Origin of the sequence: Bradyrhizobium sp. AUGA SZCCT0177 (assembly GCF_018130125.1) — a bacterium.
GTDB lineage: Bacteria > Pseudomonadota > Alphaproteobacteria > Rhizobiales > Xanthobacteraceae > Bradyrhizobium.
In genome coordinates this window covers 165,398-191,730 of record NZ_JAFCMA010000013.1, presented here as the reverse complement: position 1 = coordinate 191,730, position 26,333 = coordinate 165,398, and the positions used below count along the sequence as shown (strand labels likewise).

General features: G+C 63.5%; 19 protein-coding genes. 16 read left to right on the top strand and 3 right to left on the bottom strand.

Annotation, left to right across the window (positions count from 1 at the left end; genetic code table 11):
• Positions 1 to 135: 135 nt before the first annotated feature.
• The 5 genes from JQ597_RS17515 to JQ597_RS17495 all read left to right on the top strand — a co-directional run bounded on the left by JQ597_RS17515 (position 136) and on the right by JQ597_RS17495 (position 9,404).
• The gene (locus JQ597_RS17515) at positions 136 to 1,659 is read left to right on the top strand and encodes a UxaA family hydrolase (protein WP_212265493.1); all 1,524 of its coding nucleotides are present in this window, start codon (positions 136 to 138) and stop codon (positions 1,657 to 1,659) included.
• A 260-nt stretch (positions 1,660 to 1,919) separates the two neighbouring features.
• Positions 1,920 to 5,195, top strand: a complete 3,276-nt coding sequence (locus JQ597_RS17510; protein ID WP_212265492.1) for a transglutaminase family protein — start codon at positions 1,920 to 1,922, stop codon at positions 5,193 to 5,195.
• Between the two features lie 23 nt (positions 5,196 to 5,218).
• Positions 5,219 to 7,741: a circularly permuted type 2 ATP-grasp protein gene (locus JQ597_RS17505; RefSeq protein WP_212265491.1), complete on the top strand. Its 2,523-nt coding sequence runs from the start codon at positions 5,219 to 5,221 to the stop codon at positions 7,739 to 7,741.
• Positions 7,738 to 8,616, top strand: coding sequence for a transglutaminase family protein (locus JQ597_RS17500; protein WP_212265490.1), 879 nt, complete (start codon positions 7,738 to 7,740; stop codon positions 8,614 to 8,616). Before JQ597_RS17505 ends, JQ597_RS17500 begins: the two co-directional genes overlap by 4 nt.
• Before the next feature lie 332 nt (positions 8,617 to 8,948).
• Positions 8,949 to 9,404 (top strand): VOC family protein, encoded by a 456-nt coding sequence (locus JQ597_RS17495; protein ID WP_212265489.1) that lies wholly within the window; start codon positions 8,949 to 8,951, stop codon positions 9,402 to 9,404.
• A gap of 158 nt (positions 9,405 to 9,562) precedes the next feature.
• Here JQ597_RS17495 and JQ597_RS17490 read toward each other — a convergent pair whose 3' ends face one another.
• Positions 9,563 to 10,078 (bottom strand): ATP synthase subunit B family protein, encoded by a 516-nt coding sequence (locus JQ597_RS17490; protein ID WP_212265488.1) that lies wholly within the window; start codon positions 10,076 to 10,078, stop codon positions 9,563 to 9,565.
• 183 nt (positions 10,079 to 10,261) lie between these two features.
• On the bottom strand, positions 10,262 to 11,968 hold the full coding sequence (locus tag JQ597_RS17485) for a methyl-accepting chemotaxis protein (RefSeq protein ID WP_212265487.1): 1,707 nt from the start codon (positions 11,966 to 11,968) through the stop codon (positions 10,262 to 10,264).
• 569 nt (positions 11,969 to 12,537) lie between these two features.
• Between JQ597_RS17485 and JQ597_RS17480 the strand changes: the two genes are divergently transcribed.
• The 5 genes from JQ597_RS17480 (at position 12,538) to JQ597_RS17460 (ending at position 19,823) form a co-directional block, all read left to right on the top strand.
• A complete protein-coding gene (locus JQ597_RS17480; RefSeq protein WP_212265486.1) occupies positions 12,538 to 13,137 on the top strand; it encodes a hypothetical protein in 600 nt (199 codons plus the stop codon).
• A 51-nt stretch (positions 13,138 to 13,188) separates the two neighbouring features.
• Complete coding sequence (locus JQ597_RS17475; protein ID WP_212265485.1) at positions 13,189 to 14,571, top strand: ethanolamine ammonia-lyase subunit EutB; 1,383 nt, start codon at positions 13,189 to 13,191, stop codon at positions 14,569 to 14,571.
• Between the two features lie 149 nt (positions 14,572 to 14,720).
• Positions 14,721 to 16,310 carry a B12-binding domain-containing radical SAM protein gene (locus tag JQ597_RS17470; RefSeq protein ID WP_212265484.1) on the top strand — a complete coding sequence of 530 codons (1,590 nt, stop codon included), beginning with the start codon at positions 14,721 to 14,723 and terminating at the stop codon, positions 16,308 to 16,310.
• A 110-nt stretch (positions 16,311 to 16,420) separates the two neighbouring features.
• Entirely contained in the window at positions 16,421 to 17,206 is a 786-nt protein-coding gene (eutC, locus tag JQ597_RS17465; protein WP_212265483.1) for an ethanolamine ammonia-lyase subunit EutC, read from the top strand.
• A gap of 235 nt (positions 17,207 to 17,441) precedes the next feature.
• On the top strand, positions 17,442 to 19,823 hold the full coding sequence (locus tag JQ597_RS17460) for an efflux RND transporter permease subunit (protein WP_212265482.1): 2,382 nt from the start codon (positions 17,442 to 17,444) through the stop codon (positions 19,821 to 19,823).
• 111 nt (positions 19,824 to 19,934) lie between these two features.
• On the opposite strand, the gene JQ597_RS17455 is transcribed toward JQ597_RS17460, so the two are convergent.
• Entirely contained in the window at positions 19,935 to 20,438 is a 504-nt protein-coding gene (locus JQ597_RS17455) for a hypothetical protein (protein ID WP_192737358.1), read from the bottom strand.
• Positions 20,439 to 20,668: 230 nt separating this feature from the next.
• Here JQ597_RS17455 and JQ597_RS17450 point away from each other — a divergent pair, with 230 nt between their 5' ends.
• The 6 genes from JQ597_RS17450 (at position 20,669) to shc (ending at position 26,288) form a co-directional block, all read left to right on the top strand.
• The gene (locus JQ597_RS17450) at positions 20,669 to 20,866 is read left to right on the top strand and encodes a hypothetical protein (protein WP_212265481.1); all 198 of its coding nucleotides are present in this window, start codon (positions 20,669 to 20,671) and stop codon (positions 20,864 to 20,866) included.
• Positions 20,859 to 21,092, top strand: coding sequence for a hypothetical protein (locus JQ597_RS17445; protein ID WP_212265480.1), 234 nt, complete (start codon positions 20,859 to 20,861; stop codon positions 21,090 to 21,092). Before JQ597_RS17450 ends, JQ597_RS17445 begins: the two co-directional genes overlap by 8 nt.
• Before the next feature lie 185 nt (positions 21,093 to 21,277).
• Positions 21,278 to 22,156 (top strand): squalene synthase HpnC, encoded by an 879-nt coding sequence (gene hpnC / locus JQ597_RS17440; RefSeq protein ID WP_212265479.1) that lies wholly within the window; start codon positions 21,278 to 21,280, stop codon positions 22,154 to 22,156.
• Positions 22,153 to 22,992 carry a presqualene diphosphate synthase HpnD gene (hpnD, locus tag JQ597_RS17435; RefSeq protein ID WP_212265478.1) on the top strand — a complete coding sequence of 280 codons (840 nt, stop codon included), beginning with the start codon at positions 22,153 to 22,155 and terminating at the stop codon, positions 22,990 to 22,992. Before hpnC ends, hpnD begins: the two co-directional genes overlap by 4 nt.
• Positions 22,992 to 24,239, top strand: a complete 1,248-nt coding sequence (hpnE, locus tag JQ597_RS17430) for a hydroxysqualene dehydroxylase HpnE (RefSeq protein ID WP_212265477.1) — start codon at positions 22,992 to 22,994, stop codon at positions 24,237 to 24,239. The genes hpnD and hpnE overlap by 1 nt, the downstream gene beginning before the upstream one ends.
• A gap of 69 nt (positions 24,240 to 24,308) precedes the next feature.
• On the top strand, positions 24,309 to 26,288 hold the full coding sequence (shc, locus tag JQ597_RS17425; RefSeq protein ID WP_212265476.1) for a squalene--hopene cyclase: 1,980 nt from the start codon (positions 24,309 to 24,311) through the stop codon (positions 26,286 to 26,288).
• Positions 26,289 to 26,333: the final 45 nt, after the last annotated feature.

Here is a 26,333-nt window from a genome sequence, read left to right as displayed (position 1 = left end):
TGGTGTTCCGGACGCGATGCAGCGCTGCTTTGGCCGTGCATCGCAGAGCCGGGACCGATTTGTTGTGGTAAGACATGGGCCCCGGATCACCAGCATCCGGGGCACGATCGTTTTGAGATAGCCAGGAGACCTGTCATGGCCCCAGCCCCCGTGATCCGCCTGCACCCCGATGATGGTGTGCTGATTGCACGTTCCAGCCTGCCGGCGGGCATGGTCGTGGCCGAGGGCGTCACCACGGTCGAGCGGATTCCCGCCGGCCACAAGGTGGCGATCAAGCCGATCGCGGCCGGCGAGCCGGTGCGGCGTTACGGCCAGATCATCGGCTTTGCGACGGTTCCCATCGCGCCGGGCCAGCACGTCCACACCCAGAATTGCGGCATGGGCGATTTCGCCAAGGACTACGCGTTCGGCGTCGACGTTATCCCGACGCCGAATTTCGATCTGCCCGCGACCTTCGACGGCATTCGCCGTTCCGACGGGCGGATCGCGACCCGCAACTACATCGGCATCCTCACCTCGGTGAATTGCAGCGCGCATGTCGCGGGCATGGTCGCCGACATCTTCAAGAAGAACCCGTTCACCGGCGACAATCCGCTCGCGGATTTCCCCAATGTCGACGGCGTGGTGGCGCTGACCCACAAGACCGGCTGCGGCATGACGCAGGACGAGCCGCTGGCGCTGCTGCGGCGGACGCTCGGCGGTTACGCGCGGCATGCGAATTTTTCGGCGGTCGTGGTGCTCGGCCTCGGCTGCGAGGTCAACCAGATCGGCGGCTTGATGCAGGAGCAGAAGCTTGCGGGCCGTCTGCGCGCGATGGACATCCAGGAAGTCGGCGGCACCCGCAAGACCGTGGAAGCCGGCGTCGCCTTTGTGCGCGAGGCGTTGATCGACGCGAATAAAGTGAAGCGCGAGCCGGTACCGGCGAGTGAACTGACCGTGGCGCTGCAATGCGGCGGCTCCGACGGCTATTCCGGTGTATCCGCCAATCCGGCGCTGGGCGCTGCGAGCGATCTGCTGGTGCGCCATGGCGGCACCGTGATCCTGTCGGAGACGCCGGAAACCTACGGCGCCGAACATCTGTTGACGCGCCGCGCGGTCAGCCGTGAGGTCGGCGAAAAACTCGTCGGCCTGATGCGCTGGTGGGATGAATACACGGCGCGGGAAGGCGCCGAGATGAACGCCAATCCGAGCCCCGGCAACAAGGCCGGCGGCCTCACGACGATTCTGGAAAAGTCACTGGGCGCGATGGCCAAGGCCGGCACCACCAATCTGGTCGACGTGCTGAACTACGCCGAGCCCGTCACCAAGAAGGGTTTTGTGTTCATGGATACGCCCGGCTACGACCCGGTCGCGGCGACCGGGCAGGTGGCGGGCGGCGCCAATCTGGTCTGCTTCACCACCGGCCGCGGCAGCGTGTTCGGCTGCAAGCCCGCGCCCTCGATCAAGCTTGCGACCAACACGCCGATGTACACCCGCATGGAAGAGGACATGGACGTCAATTGCGGCACCATCCTCGACGGCCAGGAGACGGTGCAGGAATGCGGCCAGCGCATCTTCGAGCTGATGCTGAAGACCGCATCGGGCCAGCCGACCAAGAGCGAGAGTTTTGATTTCGGCGGCGCGGAGTTTGCGCCGTGGGTGATTGGCGCGACGATGTAGGTTCGTCGTCGCGCTCTCTCTTCCGTCGTCCCGGCGAAGGCCGGGACCCATAGCCACCGGCCTTGGTTTGGCGGAAGACGTCAGCCATCTTGCCTCACTGAAAAATCACGCGGTATGGGTCCCCCGATGCGCAATTGCGCATCTGAGCCTTCGCCGGGACGACGCGCGGATAGTTCCTAGGCACCCCGTGCCCGTTGTTAGTGCTTGATGTCAACCGGAACCAGTGTTCTGCTTAAAAAAGCTGCTGGAGTAGCCCGTCCGTGTCGATCTTCGTCGCACTACATCACGTTACGCACTACAAATACGACCGACCGATCGACATCGGGCCTCAAACCGTACGCCTGCGGCCGGCGCCGCACACGCGCACGCCGATCCTGAGCTATTCGCTCAAGGTCACGCCTTCAAATCATTTCGTGAACTGGCAGCAGGATCCGCAGGGCAACTGGCTGGCGCGATTCGTTTTCCCGGAGAAGGCGACCGAGCTGAAGATCGAGGTCGATTTCTCGACGCAGATGACCGTGGTCAATCCGTTTGACTTCTTCGTCGAGCCCTATGCCACCAGTTTGCCGTTTCAATATACCGACGATCTCAAGACCGAGCTGGCGCCATATCTGGCGACATCGGACGAGGGGCCGCTATTTGACGCTTATCTGAAGGACATCCCGCGCCAGGCCGACAGCACCGTCAATTTCCTGGTCGACCTCAACGCGCAGCTGCAAAAGAAAATCGGTTACGTCATCCGCATGGAGCCGGGCATCCAGACGCCGGAGGAGACGCTCGCCGCCGGCTCCGGCTCGTGCCGCGACTCCGCCTGGCTCCTGATCCAGATTTTCAGGCATCTCGGGCTCGCGGCGCGTTTTGTCTCCGGCTATCTCATTCAACTCCGCCCCGACATCGATCCGGTCGAAGGCCCGCGCGAGGTCGAGAGCGATTTCACCGACCTGCACGCCTGGGCCGAGGTTTATCTGCCGGGGGCAGGGTGGATCGGCTTCGACGTCACCTCGGGCATGCTGACCGGCGAGGGGCACATTCCCGTCGCCGCCACGCCGCATTATCGCTCGGCGGCGCCGATCTCAGGCAGCGCCGGCTTTGCCAATGTCGAGTTCGGCTTCGAGATGAGCGTCAAGCGCATCCGCGAGGCGCCGCGGATCACGCGGCCGTTCTCGGACGAATCCTGGTCGCGTCTCGACAGGCTCGGCGAAGCGGTCGATGCCGATTTGAAGAAAGACGACGTGCGGCTGACGATGGGCGGCGAGCCGACGTTCGTTTCGGTCGATGATCTGGAATCGCCGGAATGGAATATCGCCGCCGTCGGCCCGACCAAGCGCGCGCTTGCCGACGATCTCATTCGTAAGTTACGCGCGCGTTTTGCGTCCGGCGGTCTGCTGCATTACGGGCAGGGCAAATGGTATCCGGGCGAGAGCCTGCCGCGCTGGGCGTTCGGGCTCTATTGGCGCAAGGATGGCGTGCCGATCTGGAAGAACGCCGAACTGATCGCGAACATCGAAAATCCGCGCAAGGCCGAAATCGCCGACGCCGAACATTTTGCCGAAGGCGTCGCACAAAAGCTCGGACTTACGACCGACTACGTGCTGCCCGCCTTCGAAGACACCGCGCATTGGCTGCAGAAGGAAGCGGCGCTGCCGGCGAATGTCGATCCGACCGACTCCAAATTGGCCGATCCGGAAGAGCGCTCACGGATGGCGCGGGTGTTCGATTCCGGGCTCAACAAGCCCAAGGGATTTGTGCTGCCGATCCAGCGCTGGAACGAGGCCTTCAAGCACCCGCCCGGGCACTGGCGCAGCGAACGCTGGAAGATCCGGCGCGGCTATCTGTTCCTGTTTCCAGGCGATTCCCCGCTGGGCCTGCGGCTGCCGATCGCTTCGCTGGAACACATTCCGCCGGAAGAATATCCCTACATCGTCGAGCAGGATCCGATGGAGCCACGCGACGAACTGGCAGCTTCCGACACGGGGACCAAAGCCAAGGACGCGAAGGCCAAGGAGAAGCCAAAACTCGAACCCGTGCGCACGGCGATGTCGATTGAAATCCGCGACGGCGTTTTGTGCGCCTTCATGCCGCCGGTCGAGAAACTGGAAGATTATCTGGAGCTGATCACGGCGGTAGAAGCGACCGCCGAAGAGCTGCAGCTGCAGGTCCATGTCGAGGGCTACTCGCCGCCTTACGATCCGCGCGTCGAAGTCATCAAGGTGACGCCCGATCCCGGCGTGATCGAAATCAACATCCAGCCGGCGCAGAACTGGCGCGAGGCGGTCGACATCACCTTCGGCCTTTACGAGGACGCGGCAAAAACGCGCCTCGGCGCCAACCGTTTCCTCGTCGACGGTCGTCACACCGGCACCGGCGGCGGCAATCACGTCGTGGTCGGTGGCAGCACGCCGCAGGATTCACCGTTCCTGCGCCGGCCGGATCTCTTGAAGAGTCTCGTGCTGTACTGGCAGCGTCATCCGTCGCTGTCCTATCTGTTCTCGGGCATGTTCATCGGCCCGACCAGCCAGGCGCCGCGCATCGACGAGGCGCGGCATGACGGCCTCTATGAACTTGAAATCGCGCTGGCCCACGTGCCGCCGCCGGGCATCGAGGCGCCGCTATGGCTGGTCGACCGCCTGTTCCGGCACATCCTGGTCGACATAACAGGCAATACCCATCGCGCCGAAATCTGCATCGACAAGCTCTATTCGCCCGACGGGCCGACCGGCCGTCTCGGACTGGTCGAGTTCCGCGCGCTGGAAATGCCGCCCGATCCGCGCATGTCGCTGGCGCAGCAACTCTTGATCCGGGCGCTGATCGCAAAAATGTGGCGCGAGCCGCAACAGGGCAATTTCGTGCGCTGGGGCACCACGCTGCATGACAGCTTCATGCTGCCGCATTTTCTCTGGGAAGACTTTTTGGGCGTGCTCGAAGAACTCAAGCACTCCGGCTACGAATTCTCGCCGGAATGGTATTCGGCGCAGCTCGAGTTTCGTTTCCCGGTGTTCGGCCGGGTCCATCACGGCGGCGTTTCGCTGGAACTGCGGCAGGCACTGGAGCCGTGGCACGTACTCGGCGAGGAGGGTTCGGCCGGCGGTACCGTGCGCTATGTCGATTCGTCGGTGGAACGGTTGCAGATCAAGGCGTCGGGCTTCGTCGAAGGCCGCCACGTCGTCACCTGCAATGGCCGGCGGATGCCGATGACGGCCACCGGCCGCTCCGGCGAAGCGGTCGCCGGGGTCCGCTTCAAGGCCTGGCAGCCGGCGTCCGGGCTGCATCCGACCATTCCGGTGCACGCGCCGCTGACATTTGATTTAATTGATACCTGGAATGGCCGCTCCCTCGGCGGCTGCGTCTACCATGTCGCCCATCCCGGTGGCCGCAGTTATGACACCAAGCCGGTCAATTCCTACGAGGCCGAGGCGCGGCGGCTGGCCCGGTTTCAGGACCACGGCCACACCCCGGGCAAGGTCGATCTGCCGCCCGAGGAACGCACAATAGAATTTCCTTTGACGCTCGACTTGAGGACGCCGCTCCGGCACTAAAGGCGCTGAGATCGGAGAGTCGGATGGCGGGGCAAGCCGGCAGTCAGGATAACAAGGCCCGTCCGGGCCAGCGCCGGATGGCGCAATGGACCCGTGACTACGCCCGGCTGCCCGGAATTCCCGATGAATATATCGGCCAGGACGGCGCGCCCCGGCCGGCCTGGGCGCGGTTTTTCGACGCCTTTGCCGCGCTTTCGCCCGCCGACATCGAGCGCCGATTCGCCTCCGCCGACCGCCATTTGCGTGAAGCCGGCGTCACCTATCGCGCGCCCGGCGAGACCGCCGACCGGCTGTGGCCGCTGAGCCATCTGCCGCTGATCATCGACGAGACCGACTGGCGGCAATTGACCACGGGCATCGCCCAGCGCGCGCAATTGCTCGAAATGATACTGCGCGACCTCTATGGCGAGGGCCGGCTGGTCGCGGACGGCGCCGTGCCGGCAGCGGCGATCGCCGGCAGCAACGAATATCTTCGCGCGGTCTGCGGCGTCAAACCGCCGGGCGGACGCTATCTGCATCTCTACGCCGCCGATGTCGGCCGCGGCCCCGATGGCCGCTGGTGGGTGCTCAGCGACCGTACGCAGGCGCCGTCGGGCGCCGGCTACGCGCTGGAAAACCGCCTGGTGCTGTCGCGCGCCTTCTCCAATCTCTACAAGTCGATGAATGTCGAACGCGTCGCGCCGTTCTTCGAGGCGTTCCGCGATTCATTGCGCGCGAGCGCCGACCGCGACGAGCCGCGTATCGGATTGCTGACGCCGGGCGCCTTCAACGAAACCTATTTCGAACATGCGACGATCGCGCGCTATCTCGGCTTCCTGCTGGTCGAGGGCGATGATCTCGCCGTCAGCGGCGACCGCATCCATATCCGCACCGTCGCCGGCCTGAAGCGGCTCGATGTGCTGCTGCGCCGGGTCGATTCCAATTTCCTCGATCCGCTGGAGCTCGATGCTTCCTCGCATCTTGGCGTGCCCGGCCTGATCGACGTACTGCGCAAGAGCGGCGTCGTGGTCGCCAACATGCCCGGCTCCGGCGTGCTGGAGGCGCGGGCGCTGCTCGGCTTCCTGCCCAATCTGTGCCGCCGCCTGCTCAGCGAGGATTTGCTGATGCCGCACATCGCGACCTGGTGGTGCGGCCAGAAATCAGCGCGCGAGGAAGTCCTGTCGCGGCTCGACGATTTTGCGATCGAGGGCGCCTATGGCCGTGCCGTGCCGGGCTTTCCGGGCAGCGGACCCGTGCTTGCGGGCGAGTTGTCGCCGACCGAGCGCGAGCGACTCAGGACGGCGATCAGCGACCGCGGCATCGACTTTGTCGGCCAGGAGCTGGTGCGGCTGTCGACGACGCCGACCTGGGAGAACGGCCGGATCACGCCGCGTCCGTTCGTGCTCCGGGTGTTTGCCGCCGCCACTCCGAACGGCTGGACCATCCTGCCGGGCGGCTTCTGCCGGATCGCCGATCAGCCCGACGCCCGTGCGGTGTCGATGGGCGACGGGGCGCGCGCGGCCGACGTCTGGGTGGTGTCCGACAAACCAATAGCGGCTTCGACGCTGCTGCCGGCGGCCGACACGGTGCGGATCAGGCGCATCGCCGGCGTGGTGCCGAGCCGTGCCGCGGACAACCTGTTCTGGCTCGGCCGCTACCTCGAACGCGCCGAGGCGACGCTGCGGCTGATCCGTGCGCTCGGCACGCCGACACGCGAGTCCGGCAAGGGCGCACCAACCGGGGCATCGACCGCGCTGCATTCGGTCGAGCGCATCCAGCGGCTTCTGGTGACCTGGGGCGCGACCTCGCAGGCGAGCCGGGCCAATTCCGCCAAGGTCGCCGCCGAGGCGCTGCAAAGTGCGGAAAAATTCGGCTCGGCGCTGTCGCTGCTGCGATCGGCGCAGCGCACCGCGACTTCGCTGCGGGAGCGGCTTTCGCCCGACGCCTGGCAGGTCATCACCGAGATGGTGGAACGGCTTTCCGTGGAGGCCGACGACGATGACGGCATCGTCAGCGCCGCCGAATTGTCCTTGCAGGAGCTCGCGAGCTTTGCCGGGCTCGCGCAGGAGAACATGAACCGCGCCGCCGGTTGGCGCTTCCTCGAGATGGGCCGCCGCGCCGAGCGCGCCATCAACACCGCACGGTTTGCGCGTCAGTTCGCCTATGACGAAGCCGGCGACGAGGACCTCGATGTCCTGCTGACGCTGGTGGATTGCCAGATCACCTACCGTTCGCGCTATCTGGTCGGCCCGGCGCTGGCGCCGGTGCGCGATCTGGCGGTGCTCGACCCCTACAATCCGCGCTCGGTCGCGTTCCAGGTGGCGGCGCTCAACGAGCACATTGCGAGCCTTCCGAGCCTCAAGGAGCATGGCTTGATCGAGCGTCCGCAGCGTCTGGCCGTGGCGCTGCAGGCGATGCTGACGACCGCGGAGGCCGCGGCGCTGGACGTCAAAGCCCTGTTCGCGCTGGAGCAGGATCTGCTCAATCTCGCCGACGCCATCGGCCTGCATTACTTCCCGCACGGACCCAATGCGAGCCGGCCGGAGAAGCTGACGGGCCTCGCGTGATCTACGACATCCGTCACGTCACGACCTATAGCTATGAGAGCCCGGTGAGTTTTGCGCGCTGCTCGCTACGGCTCGAGCCGCGCAGCGGCGACGGGCAGCAACTGGTCTCGCATTCGGTCGAGATCCGCCCGCGGCCGGCGGAGCGCACGATACGTCGGGATTTTTTCGGAACGCATACCGAGAGCGTGCTTATCGAGACAGCGCATCGAACCTTGCGGATCGATTCCAGGTCGCGGGTGTCAGTATCGCGGCAGGCGCTTGGCCGCACCGCGCCCAGCCCGTCATGGGAAAGCGTCCGCGACGTCGCCTTCGAGGCCTCAAGCCTCGGTCCGGCCTCGCCGGTCGGCTACGTCTTTGCAAGTTCGCTCGTGCCGGTGCTTGGCCCGGTCACGGCTTACGCCGCGGCGAGCTTTCCGCAAGGGCAGGGCATTCTCGTTAGTGCGGTCGACCTGATGCACCGCATCCGCCACGGGTTCAAATACGATCCGAAGGCCACCGTGATCTCGACGCCGCTCAGGGAAGTGTTCGAGAAACGCCACGGCGTCTGCCAGGACTTTGCCCATGTGATGATCGCAGGCCTGCGCGGCCTCGGTCTGCCGGCGGCCTATGTCAGCGGCTATCTGCGCACCTACCCGCCGGCGGGGAAGCCGCGCCTGCAGGGCGCGGACGCCACCCACGCGTGGGTATCGGTGTGGTGCGGCGCCGAGATCGGCTGGATCGGGTTCGATCCGACCAACGACCTCCTGGTCGAGAACGACCACATCATCCTGGCGATCGGTCGCGACTTCTCCGACGTCTCGCCGGTCGATGGCATTATCGTGGGATCGCGTAAGCAAAAGCTCGCGGTGGCCGTGGACGTGGTGCCGGTGGAGTAATCCAGTCGAGGCGCCAGCGCGTTCACGCGCTTCTTCGACCCACTATGGGTGGTATCCCGACAGCTGGACTCAAAAATATCGAAAACAACCCGATGCATAGAATGGGGCCGGCTCGCAGCGCGCGTGTACTGATAAATCCGGGACTGTCCGAGGCCATGAGCGGACCAGCTTTTTGACCCGAAGCAGACTTCGCCGCGGGCCAACCCGCCTACCGTGCGACGGAGCGAGCTGGTAGCCTTGCAAGGGGCGGGAGCGCTATTTGCCGACAGCCCACCTGACGGAGGCAAGCCGGTGCGGCCGAGTGCGCGGCGTTGATGACAGGGAGTGATCAGATGATACTCAATCCGGATCATATCACGATCGCAGTGGCAGACGCCGACCGGGCGATCGCGTTCTTCGCGCTCCTTGGCTTCAAAAAGGGTCACGTCGCGACGATCGACGGTGGCGATCCCGCCCGGTACATGGGCATGCCGAGCATGAAAGCGCAGCACATCACCCTCGCACTCGAAGGCGCAAATCCTCATTTCGAGATTCAGCTGCTTGAGTTCGACCCGCCCCCGGCGACCGATCCGGGTGCGCACCCGACGAATCTGCGACAACTGGGCTTCAATCACCTCGCGTTCCGCGTCGACGACATTGAGGCGGCCACCGCGCACCTCGTGGCCAACGGCGTAACCGTGCTGAGCGACGAGATGGACTACATCAGCCGAAAGCTGCGGCTGTTCGAGGGTCCCGAGGGCATCACCGTAGAGTTGGTACAGTGGGACGGCTCAGACGCTTCTGGCTAAGGTCTCCAACTCGCGCCTGCCGTCCCCGAGCTGGTTGCGATGTCGCCTTATGCATAGCAATCAAGTTTACGCAGATTGCGTAGACTTATCTGCGGTAGAAAATGCTCAAAACAAGAAACCAGAGCGTCGGTTCTGATTCGATCAGAACCGATCATGCACTAGGCAGCTGAGGACACCTTGTCCGGCTGGCAAGCGCGCTTGTCTGCGAAGGCGGTGTTGATGGCGTCGTGGAAGCGACGCAGCCAGTGCTCGGCTGTATTCGCGCGCGCTTCGGCTTCGGCCAGTCGTTTGGTGAGTTGTTCTACGTTGGCCTCACTTGCAATCAATCTTTCCTGGAGGCTGGCAATCTGTTGTGAAGCCTCAATTCGTTTCGAACGTGAATGCTGCAACAGTTCGAACGCCTTGGCCTGGATTCTGTGCGAGTGGCTTTCCACCATCTGCATGGCCTGGGCGGCGCCACTGATCAGCTCAAGGGCTTGAAGATGGTCTGGAGAATCGGCGTCTTTCGGTCGGGCCGCGGCTGACGGGACTGACGGGACTGACAGGGCCTCTTCGAGTTCGAAGCTGAATTCCGAATCACCCTGGTCCTCCGTCCGCGGTACAACGAGGCTGTAGACGTGAGGGCGACGGATTGCGTTTGGCTGCCTGCTGGTGGCTCTGCTCTCCCGGGCCATGTGTTCTCCTCCAATTCGGTGGGGCCGTGCCGGGACAATCGCAAGCGTATGGTTAACAAAAGGTTAATGCGCACACGCGAAAAGGCTGGTTGAGGGGGATACCCTTTGGCGTTGCCGGCCTGGCGGATCAGATATCCGCCGATTTGGGAAGCCGATATGGCTTCAGGATAACTTCATTCCGCTCTAGGTGCCGGTGCGCCTGAAATCGTCGACCGGGTCTGCGCGCAGATTGCGGAAGAATGTTTCGACTTCGCGGGACAGCGTTTCCGCGGTCGCTGTCAGGTCGCTGGAGGCTGTAAGGACCGAGGCCGCGGCGGTGCTGGTCTTGCCCATGGCGTCGCTGAGCGAGCCGATATTGACCACCAGCGTGCCGTTGCCTTGCGCGGCCAGTTGCGCGTTCTGCGAGATTTCGCGGGTCGCCAGATCCTGCTGCTCAATGGCGCCGGCGATCGCCGACGTCACGTCGTTGATCTCGCGCACCGCGTTGCCGATTTCGCGGACGGCATCGACCGAGTTCCTGGTCGAGGTCTGGATCAGGCCGACGTTCTGGCCGATCTCGGCGGTCGCCTTGGCGGTCTGCTCGGCCAGCGCCTTGACCTCATGGGCGACGACGGCGAAGCCGCGGCCGGCGTCACCGGCGCGCGCGGCCTCGATCGTCGCGTTCAGCGCCAGCAGATTGGTCTGCTCGGCGATCGCCTGGATCAGGTTGAGCACGCCGTCGATGCGCTGCGTTGCGGCGGCAAGCCCTTCGATCTCGGTGACGGATTTTTCCGTGCGCAGGCCGGCCTGTTCGACCGCGCTGGCGGACTGGCGAACCTGGCGGCCGATCTCCTCGACGGAAGCGGACAGTTCTTCGGCGGCGCTGGCGACCGCGGAAACGTTGCTGGAAGCCTGCTCGGTGGCGCCTGACGCCGCAACCGCGCGTCCGCTGGCATCCGATGCCACGCTGGCGATGGTTTCGGCGGTGCCGCGCATCGACGTCGCGTTGTCGGTGACGGCGCGCAATACGCCGCCGATCGCTTCGCGGAAGGCGTCTACCGAGGCTTCGATCTGCCTGGCGCGTTGTTCGCGGGCCTTGGAATCCTCCACCACCTGCGAGTTCAGGTTGCGGTTGCGATCCATCGCCTCCTGGAAAATCTTGATGGCGCGCGCCAGCGCACCGATCTCGTCGCCGCGATTGGTGTGGGGCACCTCGACGCCTTCGGCGCCCTCGGCGACGCGCTTGATGGTGTCGGTGATGACGGACAGCGGACGCGCGACCGAACGGGAAATGATCAGCACGCCGATCACGACCACGATGATCGCCAGCACGCCCAGACCCGTGAGCACAAAGGCCAGCGTATGGTTGGCGTCGGCCTGCTGCGCCAGCTTCTTGCTGCGCTCGGCATAGACCTTGGAAAGCGCTTCGAGATCCTTGTTCAGGGCCGAGCGCACCTGGCGGTTGGCGTCATTGTCGCCCCATTCGCGGCCAGCGGCGGCGCCGATTTCGACGCCGCGCCGAACCAGTTCCTTGCGGAAGTCGATGAATTGTTCGATGCGCTTCTTGAAGGTGGCGAATTGCTCGGCGTCGTCGGCCTGTACCAGCGCCTGCCAGTTCCTCACGACTTCGAGAATGCTTTCGTTGAATTTGAGCAGCCCGTCGCCGTACCTCTTCACGACGGCGGGCTCCGTCGACATGTAGACGCCGCGCGATTCCATCACCACCGCATAGACCAGTGAGTTGACCCGCTCGACATTCAGCGCAGCCCGGCTTGCCGTCGCGACGGCCTCGGTGAGGGCATTGTTCTGTCGGGTGTTGTAGTCGGAGAGGGCCGTGATGGCGGCGACGAGGACCGCGAACAACGCGAAGATTGAGTACAGCTTGGCTGCAAGCGAAAGGCGGGACAGCATGGATCTACCAGGAAAAGAGCTAGGGGATTTTATGGATTGGGTCATCGCGGCACTCCAAATGGGGCCGGTTGAGCACCGTCGGCCGTCGATAAATTGTGCAGAATTTTGATGGACAATGTCTTAACGCGCGAGCTTCGCCGAGCTGCAACTTTTGGAATTATTACATAAGAAGTTCAAATGGTTATCGCGGTGGTCGGCCAGCTGCGACACTGCGACCGGAGCGCGCATTTCTTACCAAGGCGTTACTCACGGACGAGGTGCAATTTCGATGTGTTCGCGTGCTGCCGCCAGCCCACTCGCGGCTCTCGCTCAATCCGCAGCGGCAGGCTGGCTAACCGAAGTGAGGGCGCGCCACCTGCCTCAAGCGAGCAGATGAGTTCTCACGCAAGGTGAGCCGCATGCACCAGGAGCGCGAATCAAGCTAGACAACGAGCGCAGCGACGGAACGGAGACAGCTCGTCTTGCCCGGGCGGGCGAACGCGCAAACCCTGAAGCCATCGTCTGGGACCATCCTGTGCGCGGGACGCTGCTGCACCGTGTGGTTCGAGTGTGATTGAGGACGAGGGCTTATGGCTCAAACTGCCGACCTGACGGGCAATGTCGATCTCTATCTTCACGTTCGCGTGCTGGTCGCCATCATTCTCGGGCTCAGCGTCACCCGCTTGATCAGCGGCGTCGCGACATTGATCCAGCATCCCGGCCGCACCCCGATCTGGTCTGTTCATCTGGGCTGGGTCGCCTGGGCGCTCCTGAACGTGGTCACGTTCTGGTGGTGGGAGTTTCGGCTGAGCTTCGTGCAGCATTGGACGTTTGGCCTGTACGCCTTCATCTGCGTGTACGCGTCGATGTACTATTTCCTGAGCGCGCTGCTTTTTCCTCAGGATCTCGATGATTATCAGGGCTATCAGGACTATTTTCTCGACCGCCGCCGCTGGTTCTTTGGCTTGATTGCCCTGACGGAAGCGCTCGATGTGGTCGATACCTTGATAAAGGGCGAGCAACATCTACGTTCCCTGGGACCTGAATATCTGCCGCGGATCGGCGCATTCGTGCTGCTGTGCGTGGTGGGCGCGATAACGCGCAATCCGAGATTCCATAAGCTGTTTGTGTTCGCCGCGATCGCTTATGAGATTAGCTTTTTCGGCCGCTATTACGGTACACTGAACTAGCACCGGGCGGCGGCCACGGCGTGGGGCGAGAGCAGGGGCCTGGAAATCAGCATGGTCTATCGCCAAGCCATCGATGCCACCTCTTACGTCTTCGACGATTTGCGCGACCTGCTTGCCAAGGCGACGCCGCCGCGTTCCGGCGATCGCCTGGCCGGCGTCGCAGCCGACAGCGCCCAGCAGATGATTGCGGCGCGGATGGCGCTCGCGAATGTCCCGCTCAAGCAGTTCCTGAGCGAGACGGTGGTGCCTTACGAGGACGACGAGGTCACCCGGCTGATCGTCGATAGCCACGATGCGGCAGGCTTTGCCGCCATCTCGTCGCTGACGGTGGGCGGGTTTCGCGACTGGCTGCTCTCGGACGCGGCGACCTCCGCGGTGCTGAAGCAGATATCGCGCGGGATCACGCCGGAAATGGCCGCCGCCGTGTCCAAATTGATGCGCAACCAGGATCTCATCCTGGTCGCAAAGAAATGCGCCGTGACAACGGCGTTTCGCAACACCATCGGCCTGAAGGGACGCATGAGCGTCCGCCTGCAGCCCAACCATCCCTTTGACGACGCCAGGGGCATTACCGCCTCGATCCTCGACGGCATCCTGCTCGGATCGGGAGATGCCTGTATCGGCATCAACCCGGCGAGCGACGATCCGGCCGTGATCGGCGAATTGGTGCGCCTGCTCGACGGCGTCATCGCGCGGCTGCAGATCCCGACCCAGGGCTGCGTGCTCACCCATGTCACCACCACGCTCGGGCTGATCGGGCAGGGCGCGCCCGTCGATCTCGTATTCCAGTCGATTGCAGGGACCGAGGCCGCCAACCGCAGCTTTGGCGTCGATCTGGCGCTGTTGCGGGAGGCGTGGCAGGCCGGGTTATCGCTACGCCGCGGTACCGTCGGCGACAATGTGATGTATTTCGAGACCGGGCAGGGCTCGGCGCTGTCGGCTGGCGCCCATCACAATGTCGATCAGCAGACGCTGGAAGCGCGGGCCTATGCGGTGGCGCGCGCCTTCGATCCCTTGCTGGTCAACAGCGTGGTCGGCTTTATCGGCCCGGAATACCTGTATGACGGCAAGGAGATCATCCGCGCCGGGCTGGAGGACCATTTCTGCGGCAAGCTGCTCGGCCTGCCGCTTGGCGTCGACGTCTGCTACACCAACCATGCCGAGGCCGATCAGGACGACATGGACAATCTGCTGACGCTGCTGGCGGCCGCCGGCGTTACTTTCATCATGGGGGTCCCGGGCGCGGATGACGTGATGCTGAACTATCAGTCCACCTCATTCCACGATGCGCTCTATGTCCGGGACCTGTTCGGCTTGAAACGGGCACCCGAATTCGACGACTGGCTGCTGCGCAGCGGGCTTGCCGGCGCCGATTTCCGCCTTGCGGGTGACGCGGGCCTGCTACCCGAATTTGCGTCACGGCTGATCGCTTGAACCGTCCGGACGCGCGCCGTGACTAACCTGTCACGCAACCATCGGGCCGCCAGCGGGTTATAAGGGGCCGCCACAATCTTGAAGAATTTCTGGCCCACCCTTCAATGACGTGCTTAACTTTGTGACAGGGCTTTGGCTGAGGAAGTTTGATGAGAGCTGAAGGCATTGAGACGGCACGGCGCATCCTGTGTGTCTTCCCGCGATACACGTCTTCTTTTGGCACGTTCGAGTATGCCTACCCTTTGACCGACGGCGTCCAGGCTTTCATGCCGCCGCAGGGGTTGCTGCTGATCGCGGCCTATTTGCCGGCCAACTGGTCGGTCCGCTTCGTCGACGAAAACCTCCGCCCCGCCACCAGGGAAGATTTCGAGTGGGCGGAAGCGGTATTCGTCAGCGGCATGCACATCCAGCGCCAGCAGATGAACGACATCTGCCGCCGCGCCCACGCCTTCGACCTCGCTGTTGCGATCGGCGGGCCGTCGGTCAGCGCGTGCCCGGATTACTATCCCTCGTTCGATTATCTCCATGTTGGCGAACTCGGCGACGCGACCAATGATTTGATCGCGCGGCTGGCGCGCGACCCGTCACGGCCTGAGCAGCAGGTGGTGCTGAAGACCGCCGATCGCCTCGCGATGACGGAATTTCCGATCCCGGCCTATGAACTCGCCGAGACCAGAAAATATCTCCTCGGCAGTATCCAGTATTCGAGCGGCTGTCCGTATCAGTGCGAGTTCTGCGACATCCCCGGCCTTTATGGGCGCAATCCGCGCCTGAAATCACCGCAGCAGATCATCGCCGAACTCGACAAGCTGCGCGAATGTGGAATGACCGACACGGTTTATTTCGTCGATGACAATTTCATCGGCAACCGCAAGGCGGCGCTCGACCTGCTGCCGCATCTTGTCGAATGGCAGAAGCGAACCGGCTACATCACGCGGCTCGCGTGCGAGGCGACGCTGAACATCGCCAAGCGGCCGGAGATTCTCCAGCTGATGCAGGAGGCTTTCTTCGTCACCGTGTTCTGCGGCATCGAGACTCCCGATCCCGACGCGCTGAAGGCGATGCACAAGGACCACAACATGATGGTCCCGATCCTGGAAGGCATCCACACCATCAATTCCTATGGCATGGAGGTCGTCTCCGGCATCATCATGGGTCTCGATACCGACAAGCCCGAGACCGCCGACGCGTTGCTGGCCTTTGTCGATGAATCCCGGATTCCGCTGCTGACGATCAACCTGCTGCAGGCGCTGCCGAAGACGCCGCTGTGGGATCGCCTGCAAAAGGAAGGTCGGCTGCTTGAGGAAGACGAAAGCCGCGACTCCAATGTCGCTTTCCTGCTGCCCTATGACCAGGTGGTCAGTTCATGGCGCAAATGCATGGAATTCGCCTATGAACCCGCGCGGCTGTTCGCGCGCTATCAGTACCAGTGCGAATACACCTACGCCAACCGTATCAAAAGGCCTGTCAGCCCGGAGATGCGCAGCTGGGCCAATATCCGGCGCGGCCTGATCATGCTGCGCAATATCTTCTGGAAAGTCGGGGTGCTCGGCGACTACCGGAAGGCGTTCTGGAAATTCGCGCTGCGGCGGCTGCGGCAGGGCGACATCGAGGGCCTGATCGGTTCGGCGATGATCGCGCATCATCTGATCTTGTTCGCGCGTGCAGCCTCCGGCGGCCAGCAGAGCGCATCGAACTATTCGATCCGGCTGCGCGAGGCCTCGGTCCCCGCCGAGTAACCAGAGCGTTTTCGAGCGATGTGGGTACCGGTTCGCATAGCAATCAAGTTTACGCAGCTTGCGTAGACTTATCTGCGGTAGAAGACGCGTCAAACAAAACAGGTGCCGATATGAAAACGCCGGCGCCGCCGTCCCGTTCGCTGAGCGATCTGCGGGAGCTGACGCCGGCGCGCGTCGGGCTTGGCCGGGCCGGCGCCAGCATGCCGACCGAGGCGCTGCTCGCCTTTACCCTCGACCACGCACGGGCCCGCGATGCGGTTCATGGCGCCTTCGACACGTCGCGTCTCGTCGAGGGATTGGCCAGTCTTAACGGTCTTCTTGGACTGGCGCCGGTTCTCCTCTCCAGTCAGGCGCGCAACCGGCGCGATTATCTGCGCCGCCCCGATCTCGGACGCATGCTCGATCCGGCCTCGCAACGCGCGCTGGCCGATCGAAGCGGTGGCCCGTGCCAGCTGGCCATCGTGGTCGGCGACGGCCTCTCGCCGGCGGCGGTCAATGTCCATGCGGTCGAACTGGTTCGCCATCTGGTTCCGCGATTGAAGGAAGCCGGGATCCAGCCCGGCGGTACCGCGGTTGTCTCCGGCGCGCGCGTGGCGCTGGGTGACGAGATCGGCGCCATGTTCGGCGCGCGGATGGTCCTGATGCTGATCGGCGAGCGGCCGGGCCTGTCGGCGCCGGACAGCCTCGGGGCCTATCTGACCTTTGCGCCGCGCATCGGCCTCACCGACGCGATGCGCAACTGCGTCTCCAACATCCACGGCGCGGGGCTGAGCTACGATGAAGCCGCCTTCAAGATCGCCTGGCTGGTGCGCGAGGGGCTGGCCCGGCAGGTCACGGGCGTCGCACTAAAAGATGAAAGCGGCGGCGCGGCGCCGGCGCGGATCGGGGCTGGTTAGTTCAAGTGTGACAAATCAGAGACTTAGCGCTGATTTTCGTGATCTGCACGGCGATTTGACCCCCGCCGCGCGCTTGCCGTATGCGGTCCGGGCCTGTAAAACGGCGGCGGTTAATTTACCGCGTGATTTCAAGGGCTAGCGCCAATCAGCGCCAATCAGATATGGGGCTGACTGAGCCGCATCCGCGCCCGCAACCCAAGCTACAATTCAAGCCGACGTGAGAACTGGACAGGGCATGCTCGAAAAGAACATTGAAAGTCGGGTCCACGTCGAGGAAATCGAGGAGCCGCCGCCGCCCGGGCAGAGCATCGCCTTCGGGCTCGAGCGCATGGGGCTGATCGCGGTCAAGGCGCCCATCCTGTCCTGCCTCATCCTGGCGGCCCTGATGATCGCGGCGATCTTCGGAATCCAGCGCATCAAGATCGACGATTCGCTGAGCCAGCTGTTCCGCTCGGATTCCAAGGACTACAAGCAGTACGAGGCCGTCACAAAGCGCTTCCCGGCGACCGAATTCGACGTGCTGGTCGTGGTCGAAGGCAAGAGGTTGCTGGCGCGGCCCAATCTCGAAAAGATCCGCGACATGGTCACCGACCTGCAACTGGTCGATGGCGTGCGCGGTCTGGTCTCGCTGTTTTCGGCGCGTCAGGCACCCGAACGCGGCAAGCTGCCGGCGGCGCTGTTCCCCTCCGAGTTGCCGGAAGGCGCGGCCTACGACAAATTCGTCGAGACCGTGAAGACCAACGAGATCATTCGCGGCAAATTGTTGTCCGAGGACGGCACGCTGGCGCTGATGGTGCTGTCGCTTGAACCATCGATCGTCGCCAGCAAAGACCTCTCCAGGGTGATCGCCGATATCCGCAAGATCATGGCCGACGATCTCGCCGGCAGCGGGCTCAATGCGCAGCTGTCCGGCGTTCCGGTCATGCAGCTCGAGATCCGCAACGCGGTCAAGCGCGACGGGTTGACCTACAACATCCTCGGCATCCTGGCCGGCTGCATCATCGCGATCATCTTCTTCCGCAAGATATCGTTCATGATCATCGCGGCCTTCCCGCCGATCATCGCGATCCTGCTCGCGCTCGGCGGTCTCGGCTGGGCCGGATTCAATCTCAACATGTTCCTGAACGTGATGACGCCGCTCATCATGGTGATCAGCTTCTCCGATTCGATGCAGCTGACCTTCGCGGCGCGCGACCGGCTGATCGCGGGGCAGGACAAATACACGGCCTTCAAGAACGCCGTGCTGGTGGTGGGGCCGGCCTGCGTGCTCACCCACGGCACCGCGGGCATCTCGTTCATCGCGCTGCAATTCTCCGACTCCGAATTGATCCGCAAGTTCGGCGAGGCGGGCCTTGCCGCCACCATCATCGCGCTGATCGCGGTGCTGTCGCTGGTGCCCGCCTTCGGCGTGCTTCTGGTGCGCAACGAAAAGATCATGGCGGTGAAATTCCAGGGCGCCGACGCCGGCGTTCAGGCGCTGCGCAATTTCTGTTACTGGATCGCCGTGCGCATGGTGAGCCGCCCCGGGCTGTTCAGCCTGCTGGCGGTGATCCTGGTTGCCGGTCTCGGCTATATCTACGCCACGCTGGAGCCGCGCTACCGGCTCGCCGACCAGGTGCCTGACAAGCGCCAGGCGGTGGCGGCGTCGAGCCGGCTCGATGCCAAGCTCACCGGCGCCAATCCGATCGACGTGCTGATCGAATTCCCCAAGGGCGCCTCGCTCTACTCGCCGGACACCCTGAAGACGATCGCCGACGTCCATTCGATGGTGGAAACCGCGGCCGGCGTCGGCAATGTCTGGTCGCTGGAAACGCTGCGCCGCTGGCTTTCCGAGAAGGCCGGCAGCAGCGATGTCGGGACGCTGAAGGAATATGTCAGCGTCATCCCCGAACATCTGGTGCGGCGCTTCATCTCGGCCGATCAGGACGCCGTGGTGGTGTCGGGCCGCGTGCCCGATCTCGATTCAAGCGAGATCCTGCCGGTGGTCGACAAGCTCGACGCGGCGCTCAACAAGGTGCGCGCCGAGCATCCCGGCTATGAGATCGCGGTGACGGGCCTGTCGGCGATCGCCGCGCGCAACAGCGCCAACATGATCCAGAAGCTCAACCACGGCCTCACGATCGAATTCCTGCTGGTCGCGATCTTCATCGGCCTCGCGTTCCGCTCGGTCGTGGTGATGTTCTCCTGCATCCTGCCGGGCATCTTCCCCGTGGTGGCGTCGGGCATGGTGCTGTGGCTGATGGACGAGGGGTTGCAATTCGCCAGCGTGGTGGCGCTGACGGTGTCGTTCGGCCTCGGCCTCAGCGCGACGATCCACTTCCTGAACCGCTTGCGGCTGGAGTCGAAGCCCGGCATCAGTCCGGAACTGGCGGTGGAACGCGCCACCGTGCTGGTCGGCCCGGCGTTGATCCTGACCACGGTGGTGCTGGCCTGCGGCCTCGTCGTGACGGTGTTTTCGGACCTGCCGTCGCTGCGCCTGTTTGGCTGGCTCAGCGCGTTCTCGATGGTCGCAGCATTGGTCGCGGATCTCTTCATCCTGCGGCCGACGTCGATGTTCCTGATCAACCTGTCGGACAAGATCCGTGGCACCGGCGCTCACGCCAAGCCGGCAAAATAGCAGATCGGCAGAGCAGCGGGTCAAGCCGTCAATTCAAGAAGCCGTCGATACGAAAAGAGCCAGGTTCTGAATCAACAGAACCTGGCTCTGATACTAAAGAGGACCGCTTGATCAGGTCTTCGTCAGCGTGATGTTGACGCCGCGGATTTCGCCCTTGGAGCTGATCTGGACGATCTGCTTGGTGCCGTTGGTCCGCAAGTTCAAATTGGCCGCAAATCCGGACGCCTCGACGAACACGTCGATCTGTCCGCCGCCCGCGGTGCCCTGCAGGTTGCCGAAGATGTTGCGGCTCTTCTCGCTCCAGTTGCCGGAGATACGGTCACCCTGGCTGGTGACGTCGCTGGAGAGAACGAATTTGTAGCTGTCGCTGGCGCAGTTCAGGTTCTGCTTCAGGCCGAGCCCGTTCGCGTTGACCTTGTAGTCGGCCTTGCAGCGGATGTTTTCCGTGGTGCCGTTGGACAGCGCGACCGTGCCTGCGCCCGCCCAATTTCCGTCAAAACCGGCAAACGGGCCTCCCGCCTGCGTGTAGCCTGCGGAGACCGACAACATCAGCGCGGCGCCAACGCCGACGGCCGTGAGAGCCTGACCAAACAGGCTGGAACCAAACATTTTCATTGTGATTTTCCCATCAAAATAGACGTTCTTTCAAAGACACGTCTCGCCCACATCGAAGATTTAGTGTTCCCGCGATATGTTAGGTTCAAATGACAAAATGCCAGCTGCGGCGATAGCGCCCCGACAGGCGGCATTTTCACGCACTGGAATCAAGAAATATCCGTCGAGCTTCGTCGGCAGCATCTAGCTTTGCGGGGGCCTGTCCGCAACAGCCAAGTGCGAAGAAAAATATGTTGAAAATAGGCGTTATATATCAATTGGTTGATGGATTAGCGGCGCCGTCGCAAATTTGGCCGCATTTACCAGTGCTTGTCGTTTGCTCATTGCTGCGCTACGCGGCGTCTTCAAACAAATCCGTCCCGGCGATGCTGAAACACGATTCGGGAACAGGATTTCTTGCTGCCGAAATGAAGGAATACGATGCGTAAACTTTTCTTGGCTCTCTCTTTATTGTCGATCGCGGTGTCATCGGATGCCTTCGCCCAGCAGCGCAGTGGAACGCCGGAAGAGCAAAAGGCGTGCTCCCGTGACGTGCAGCGCTTTTGCCGCGCGGTGATTGATCAGGGCGATTTCACCATCCTGGCCTGCCTGCAACAAAATCGCCCGAAGATCACGGCTGCCTGCGACCAGGTGCTGAAAAGCCACGGGCAATAACCCGCGCCCACATCGGTTAACCGTCGCAAGGCCCGTTCCGGTATGTTTGCCGGGCGGCGGCATGGGCTTGATGCCCCAGATAGCATTGGTTTTGGCGGCGTATTCCCCTATATGGGGCTCGCGATCCGTCGCATGCGCCTGATATCGGCGCGTGCCGCCATTTGGACCAATGTAGCCAGCTTTTGATGACCAGCGCGAGCGAACTGCGATCCGGAAAAACCCACCGTGACGAGAACTTTCCGGTCGCGTCGTGGATCATTCATCCGCGTCACCGGGCGCTGATTCTCAGCTTCTACAATTTCGTCAGGACGGCCGACGACATCGCCGATCACGCGACGTTGCCGCCAGACGAAAAGCTGAGGCTTCTCGACCTCTTTGAAGCGGAGTTGCTCGGCAAGGGCGACACCCAGAAGGAGGCGGTCAGCCTGCGCCACGCGCTCGCCGCGCGCGAGATGCCGCCGCGCCACGCGCTCGACGTGCTGATTGCGTTCCGGATGGACGTCACCAAGCTGCGTTACGAGAACTGGGACGACGTGATCCATTATTGCCGCTACTCGGCGATGCCGGTCGGCCGCTTCATGCTCGACGTCCACGGCGAGAGCACCTCGACCTGGGCCGCCTCCGATGCGCTGTGCGCCGGCCTGCAGATCAATAACCACCTGCAGGATTGCGCCAAGGATTTTCGCGACCTCAACCGTGTCTATCTGCCGCGCGAAGCGCTCGCAGCCGCCGGTGCTACGGTCGAGATGCTGGGCGAGGCGAAGTCACCGCCCGCTTTGCTGAAGTGCCTGCAGGCGCTCGCGGTGCGGACCGAGACCGTGCTCAACGAAAGCAAATCGCTGGCGGCCGAAGTGAAGGATTTCCGCCTCGGCCTCGAAATTTCGGTGATCCAGGCCTTTGCCGACAAGATCGTAGGCTTGCTGAAGGTGCGCGATCCGCTCGCTGAGCGCGTGCATCTCAGTCCGCTCGAATTGCTGGCGCAAAGCCTCGGCGGTGTCGCCAGCGAGATCGCGCGCCGCGCGGTGGGCCGGCGGCCCGTGTCGAACCCGGCGGCTGGCGCATGACATCAGAGACGGCGGCGGCCGACGCAAATTACGGCACCACCGCGTCGGGCAGTTCGTTCTATGCCGCGATGCGCATCCTGCCGCGCGACCAGCGCGAGGCGATGTTCCTGATCTACAGTTTTTGCCGGCAGGTCGACGACATCGCCGATTCCCACGAACCGCGGCCCGAGCGGCTCGCCGGCCTCCAGCAATGGCGTGACGATATCGACGCGCTCTATCAGGGCCGTCCGCCGGCACGCCTGCAGGATTACGTCGCCCCGGTGCGGACCTTCGGCCTCAAGCGCGAGGATTTTCTGGCCGTCGTCGACGGCATGGAAATGGACGTGCCGCAGGACATCCGTGCGCCGGATTTCGCAACGCTCGACCTTTATTGCGACCGCGTCGCGAGCGCCGTCGGGCGTTTGTCGGTACGGGTGTTCGGCCTTCCGGAGAATGACGGCGTTGAACTCGCGCATCATCTTGGCCGCGCACTGCAACTGACCAACATACTGCGCGACATCGATGAAGACGCCACCCTCGGCCGTCTGTATCTGCCGCGTGAAGCCCTGCTGCATGCCGGGATCACGAGCGACGACCCGCAGAAGGTGATCGTCGAACGCGCTTTGCCGAAAGTTTGCCAGCCGCTGGCGGAACGGGCCAAGGCGTATTTCGAGAAAGCCGACGAGATCATGAAGCGCAATTCGCGACGCAAGGTGCGCGCGCCCCGCATCATGTCGAAATATTACCGCGCGATCCTCGACCTGTTGCTGGAACGGGGCTTTGCCGCGCCGCGCGCGCCGGTCCGCGTCACCAAGATGGCCAAGATCGGCATCCTTCTCCGTTACGCGATCATCTGATGCAAAAAACCGCTCACATCATCGGCGCCGGCATTTCCGGCCTCTCCGCCGCCGTCCGGCTCGCGAACGCCAATTACAGGGTGTGCGTCCACGAGGCCACGCAAACGACCGGCGGCCGTTGCCGCTCCTATTTCGACGCCGCCACCAATTTGATGATCGACAATGGCAATCACCTGCTGCTGTCGGGCAACAGCCATGCGCTGGCCTATGCGCGCTCGATCGGCACCGAGGCGGGACTGGTCGGACCGAAGCGCGCGCAGTTTCCCTTCTGCGACGTCTCGACCGGCCAGCGCTGGCAGCTCGATCTCGGCGATGGCCGGCTGCCGCTGTGGGTGTTCGACGAGGCGCGCCGGGTGCCCGACACGTCCTTGCGCGATTATCTCGCACTGATGCCGCTGATCTGGGCAGGGACGGACAAACTGGTTGGCAAGGCGATCCCCTGCGAGGGCACGCTGTACCAGCGGCTGGTGCAGCCGTTGCTGCTGGCCGCGCTCAACGTCGATCCGCCGGAGGGCTCGGCGGGGCTGGCCGGCGCGATCGTCCGTGAAACTCTGTTGGCCGGCGGCCAGGCCTGCCGGCCGCTGATCGCCCGCGACGGGTTGAGTTCGGTGCTGATCGAACCTGCGATCAAGCTGCTGCAGGACAAGGGCGCCAGCGTTCAGCTCGGGCATGAGCTGCGTGAATTCGGGATGAACGCTAGCCATGTCGGGGAACTGAAGTTCGGCGACGATGCGATTTCGCTGGCGCCCGACGATGTCGTGGTGCTCGCTGTTCCGCCGCGTCCCGCCGCGTCGTTGCTGCCGGGTCTCAAAACGCCGACGAAATTTCGCGCCATCGTCAATGCGCATTTCCGCTTCGATCCGCCAAGGGATGCGGCGCCGATCCTTGGCGTCGTCGGTGGATTGGTGGAATGGCTGTTTGCGTTCCCGCAGCGCCTGTCGGTCACCATCAGCAATGGCGACCGTTTGGTCGATATGCCGCGTGAAGAACTCGCGCAGGCGATCTGGCGCGACGTCTGCAAGGCAGGAGGCGTGCAGGGCGAATTACCGCCCTGGCAGATCGTGCGCGAACGCCGTGCTACGTTCGAGGCGACGCCGGAGCAGAACGCGCTGCGGCCGGGCCCGGTCACCGCTTACAAAAACCTGTTTCTCGCCGGGGACTGGACTGATACGGGGTTGCCGGCAACCATCGAGGGATCGGTGCGGTCGGGTGACCGCGCGGCCGATCTGGTTCTGGCCAGAGCATGATGGCCTGACTGGAAGAGAGCGTGACCGGCTTTACGGTGCGCGATCGCGAACAGAGGGATGTCTGACGAAATGTCTTCCGTCGATCACAGCGTTGTCGCCGATCCCATCGCGGCAGTCGATCCCGTCGCCCTGGAGAAATCGATCTCCTCGGCGACGCAGGCGCTGCTCGGCTATCGGCAATCCGACGGGCACTGGGTATTCGAGCTGGAAGCCGACAGCACGATCCCGTCGGAATATGTGCTGCTGCGCCACTATCTCGCCGAGCCCGTCGATAGCGAACTCGAAGCCAAGATCGCCAACTATATCAGGCGCACGCAAGGCAATCATGGCGGCTGGCCGCTGGTGCAGGACGGTGCGTTCGACATGAGCGCCAGCGTGAAGTCCTATTTCGCGCTGAAGATGATCGGCGATTCCGTCGATGCGCCGCACATGGTGCGGGCGCGCGAGGCGATCCGTTCGCGCGGCGGGGCCGCCAAAGTCAACGTGTTCACCCGCTTCCTGCTGGCTTTCTACGGCGTGCTGACCTGGCGCGCGGTACCGGTGCTGCCGATCGAGATCATGCTGCTGCCGATGTGGTCGCCGTTCCATATCAACAAGATCTCCTACTGGGCGCGCACCACGATCGTGCCGCTGATGGTGCTGGCGGCGCTGAAGCCGCTGGCAAAGAATCCCAAAGGCGTCGGCATCGACGAATTGTTCCTGCAGGATCCGAAGTCGGTGGGCATGACGGCGAAGGCGCCGCATCAGAGCTGGGGCTGGTTCATGCTGTTCCGCTCGCTCGATGTCGTCCTGCGCACGATCGAACCGCTGTTTCCCAAAAAGCTTCGTGCCCGCGCGATCGACGAGGCCGTGGCCTTCATCGAAGAGCGGCTGAACGGCGAGGATGGTCTTGGCGCGATCTATCCGCCGATGGCCAACACCGTGATGATGTATGAGGCGTTCGGCAAGCCGGTGGATTACCCGCCGCGCGCCGTCACGCGCCGGGGTATCGATAGATTGCTCGTGATCGGCGAACACGAAGCCTATTGCCAGCCATGTGTGTCACCGGTGTGGGACACCGGGCTGACCTGCCACGCAATGATCGAAGCGGGCGGCACGGAAATGCTGCCGCAGACCAAGCAGGCGCTGGACTGGCTGGTCCCGAAGCAGGTTCTCGACATCAAGGGCGACTGGGCGGTGAAGCGTCCCGACGTGCGGCCGGGCGGCTGGGCGTTCCAGTACAACAACGCCTACTATCCGGATCTTGATGACACCGCAGTCGTTGTCATGGCGATGGACCGTGCGCGCAAGCAGTCCGGAAGCAACGAGTACGATACCGCGATCGCGCGCGGCCGCGAGTGGATCGAGGGCATGCAGAGCCGCGATGGCGGCTGGGCCGCCTTCGACGTCAACAACCTCGAATATTATCTCAACAACATCCCGTTCTCCGACCACGGCGCGCTGCTCGATCCGCCGACCGAGGACGTCACCGCGCGCTGCGTCTCGATGCTGGCGCAACTCGGTGAAACCGCCGCAACCAGCAAGGCTGTTGCCGACGGCATCGACTATCTGCGCCGCACCCAGCTTGCCGAAGGCTCGTGGTACGGCCGCTGGGGGCTGAATTACGTCTACGGCACCTGGTCGGTGCTCTGTGCGCTAAATGTCGCAGGTGTCGATCATCAGGACCCAATGATTCGCAAGGCGGTCGATTGGCTGCTATCGATTCAGAATCAGGACGGCGGCTGGGGCGAGGATGCGGCCAGCTACCGGCTGGACTACAGGGGATTCGAGGCCGCACCATCGACCTCCTCCCAAACGGCATGGGCCTTGCTTGGACTGATGGCAGCGGGCGAGGTCGGGAATCCGGCAGTTGCGCGTGGTGTGGAGTACCTAAAAACCACACAGACCGAAAAAGGGCTGTGGGATGAGCCGCGCTACACGGCTACGGGGTTTCCGCGGGTGTTTTATTTGCGTTATCATGGCTACTCGAAGTTCTTTCCGCTCTGGGCGATGGCGCGGTATCGGAATTTGAGAAGCACCAACAGCAGGGTGGTAGGGGTCGGGATGTGACTTTGGGGGCGGGGGCCGCCGCGATCGTGGACAATTCGAGTGATC

Coding starts and splice junctions, on each gene's coding strand:
- JQ597_RS17480 (WP_212265486.1), top strand. CDS start 12,538: ATGGCTCAAACTGCCGACCTGACGGGCAATGTCGATCTCTATCTTCAC.
- JQ597_RS17505 (WP_212265491.1), top strand. CDS start 5,219: ATGGCGGGGCAAGCCGGCAGTCAGGATAACAAGGCCCGTCCGGGCCAG.
- JQ597_RS17460 (WP_212265482.1), top strand. CDS start 17,442: ATGCTCGAAAAGAACATTGAAAGTCGGGTCCACGTCGAGGAAATCGAG.
- JQ597_RS17485 (WP_212265487.1), bottom strand. CDS start 11,968: ATGCTGTCCCGCCTTTCGCTTGCAGCCAAGCTGTACTCAATCTTCGCG.
- JQ597_RS17490 (WP_212265488.1), bottom strand. CDS start 10,078: ATGGCCCGGGAGAGCAGAGCCACCAGCAGGCAGCCAAACGCAATCCGT.
- hpnE (WP_212265477.1), top strand. CDS start 22,992: ATGCAAAAAACCGCTCACATCATCGGCGCCGGCATTTCCGGCCTCTCC.
- hpnD (WP_212265478.1), top strand. CDS start 22,153: ATGACATCAGAGACGGCGGCGGCCGACGCAAATTACGGCACCACCGCG.
- JQ597_RS17450 (WP_212265481.1), top strand. CDS start 20,669: ATGTTGAAAATAGGCGTTATATATCAATTGGTTGATGGATTAGCGGCG.
- hpnC (WP_212265479.1), top strand. CDS start 21,278: ATGACCAGCGCGAGCGAACTGCGATCCGGAAAAACCCACCGTGACGAG.
- JQ597_RS17475 (WP_212265485.1), top strand. CDS start 13,189: ATGGTCTATCGCCAAGCCATCGATGCCACCTCTTACGTCTTCGACGAT.
- JQ597_RS17495 (WP_212265489.1), top strand. CDS start 8,949: ATGATACTCAATCCGGATCATATCACGATCGCAGTGGCAGACGCCGAC.
- shc (WP_212265476.1), top strand. CDS start 24,309: ATGTCTTCCGTCGATCACAGCGTTGTCGCCGATCCCATCGCGGCAGTC.
- JQ597_RS17445 (WP_212265480.1), top strand. CDS start 20,859: ATGCGTAAACTTTTCTTGGCTCTCTCTTTATTGTCGATCGCGGTGTCA.
- JQ597_RS17455 (WP_192737358.1), bottom strand. CDS start 20,438: ATGAAAATGTTTGGTTCCAGCCTGTTTGGTCAGGCTCTCACGGCCGTC.
- eutC (WP_212265483.1), top strand. CDS start 16,421: ATGAAAACGCCGGCGCCGCCGTCCCGTTCGCTGAGCGATCTGCGGGAG.
- JQ597_RS17515 (WP_212265493.1), top strand. CDS start 136: ATGGCCCCAGCCCCCGTGATCCGCCTGCACCCCGATGATGGTGTGCTG.
- JQ597_RS17470 (WP_212265484.1), top strand. CDS start 14,721: ATGAGAGCTGAAGGCATTGAGACGGCACGGCGCATCCTGTGTGTCTTC.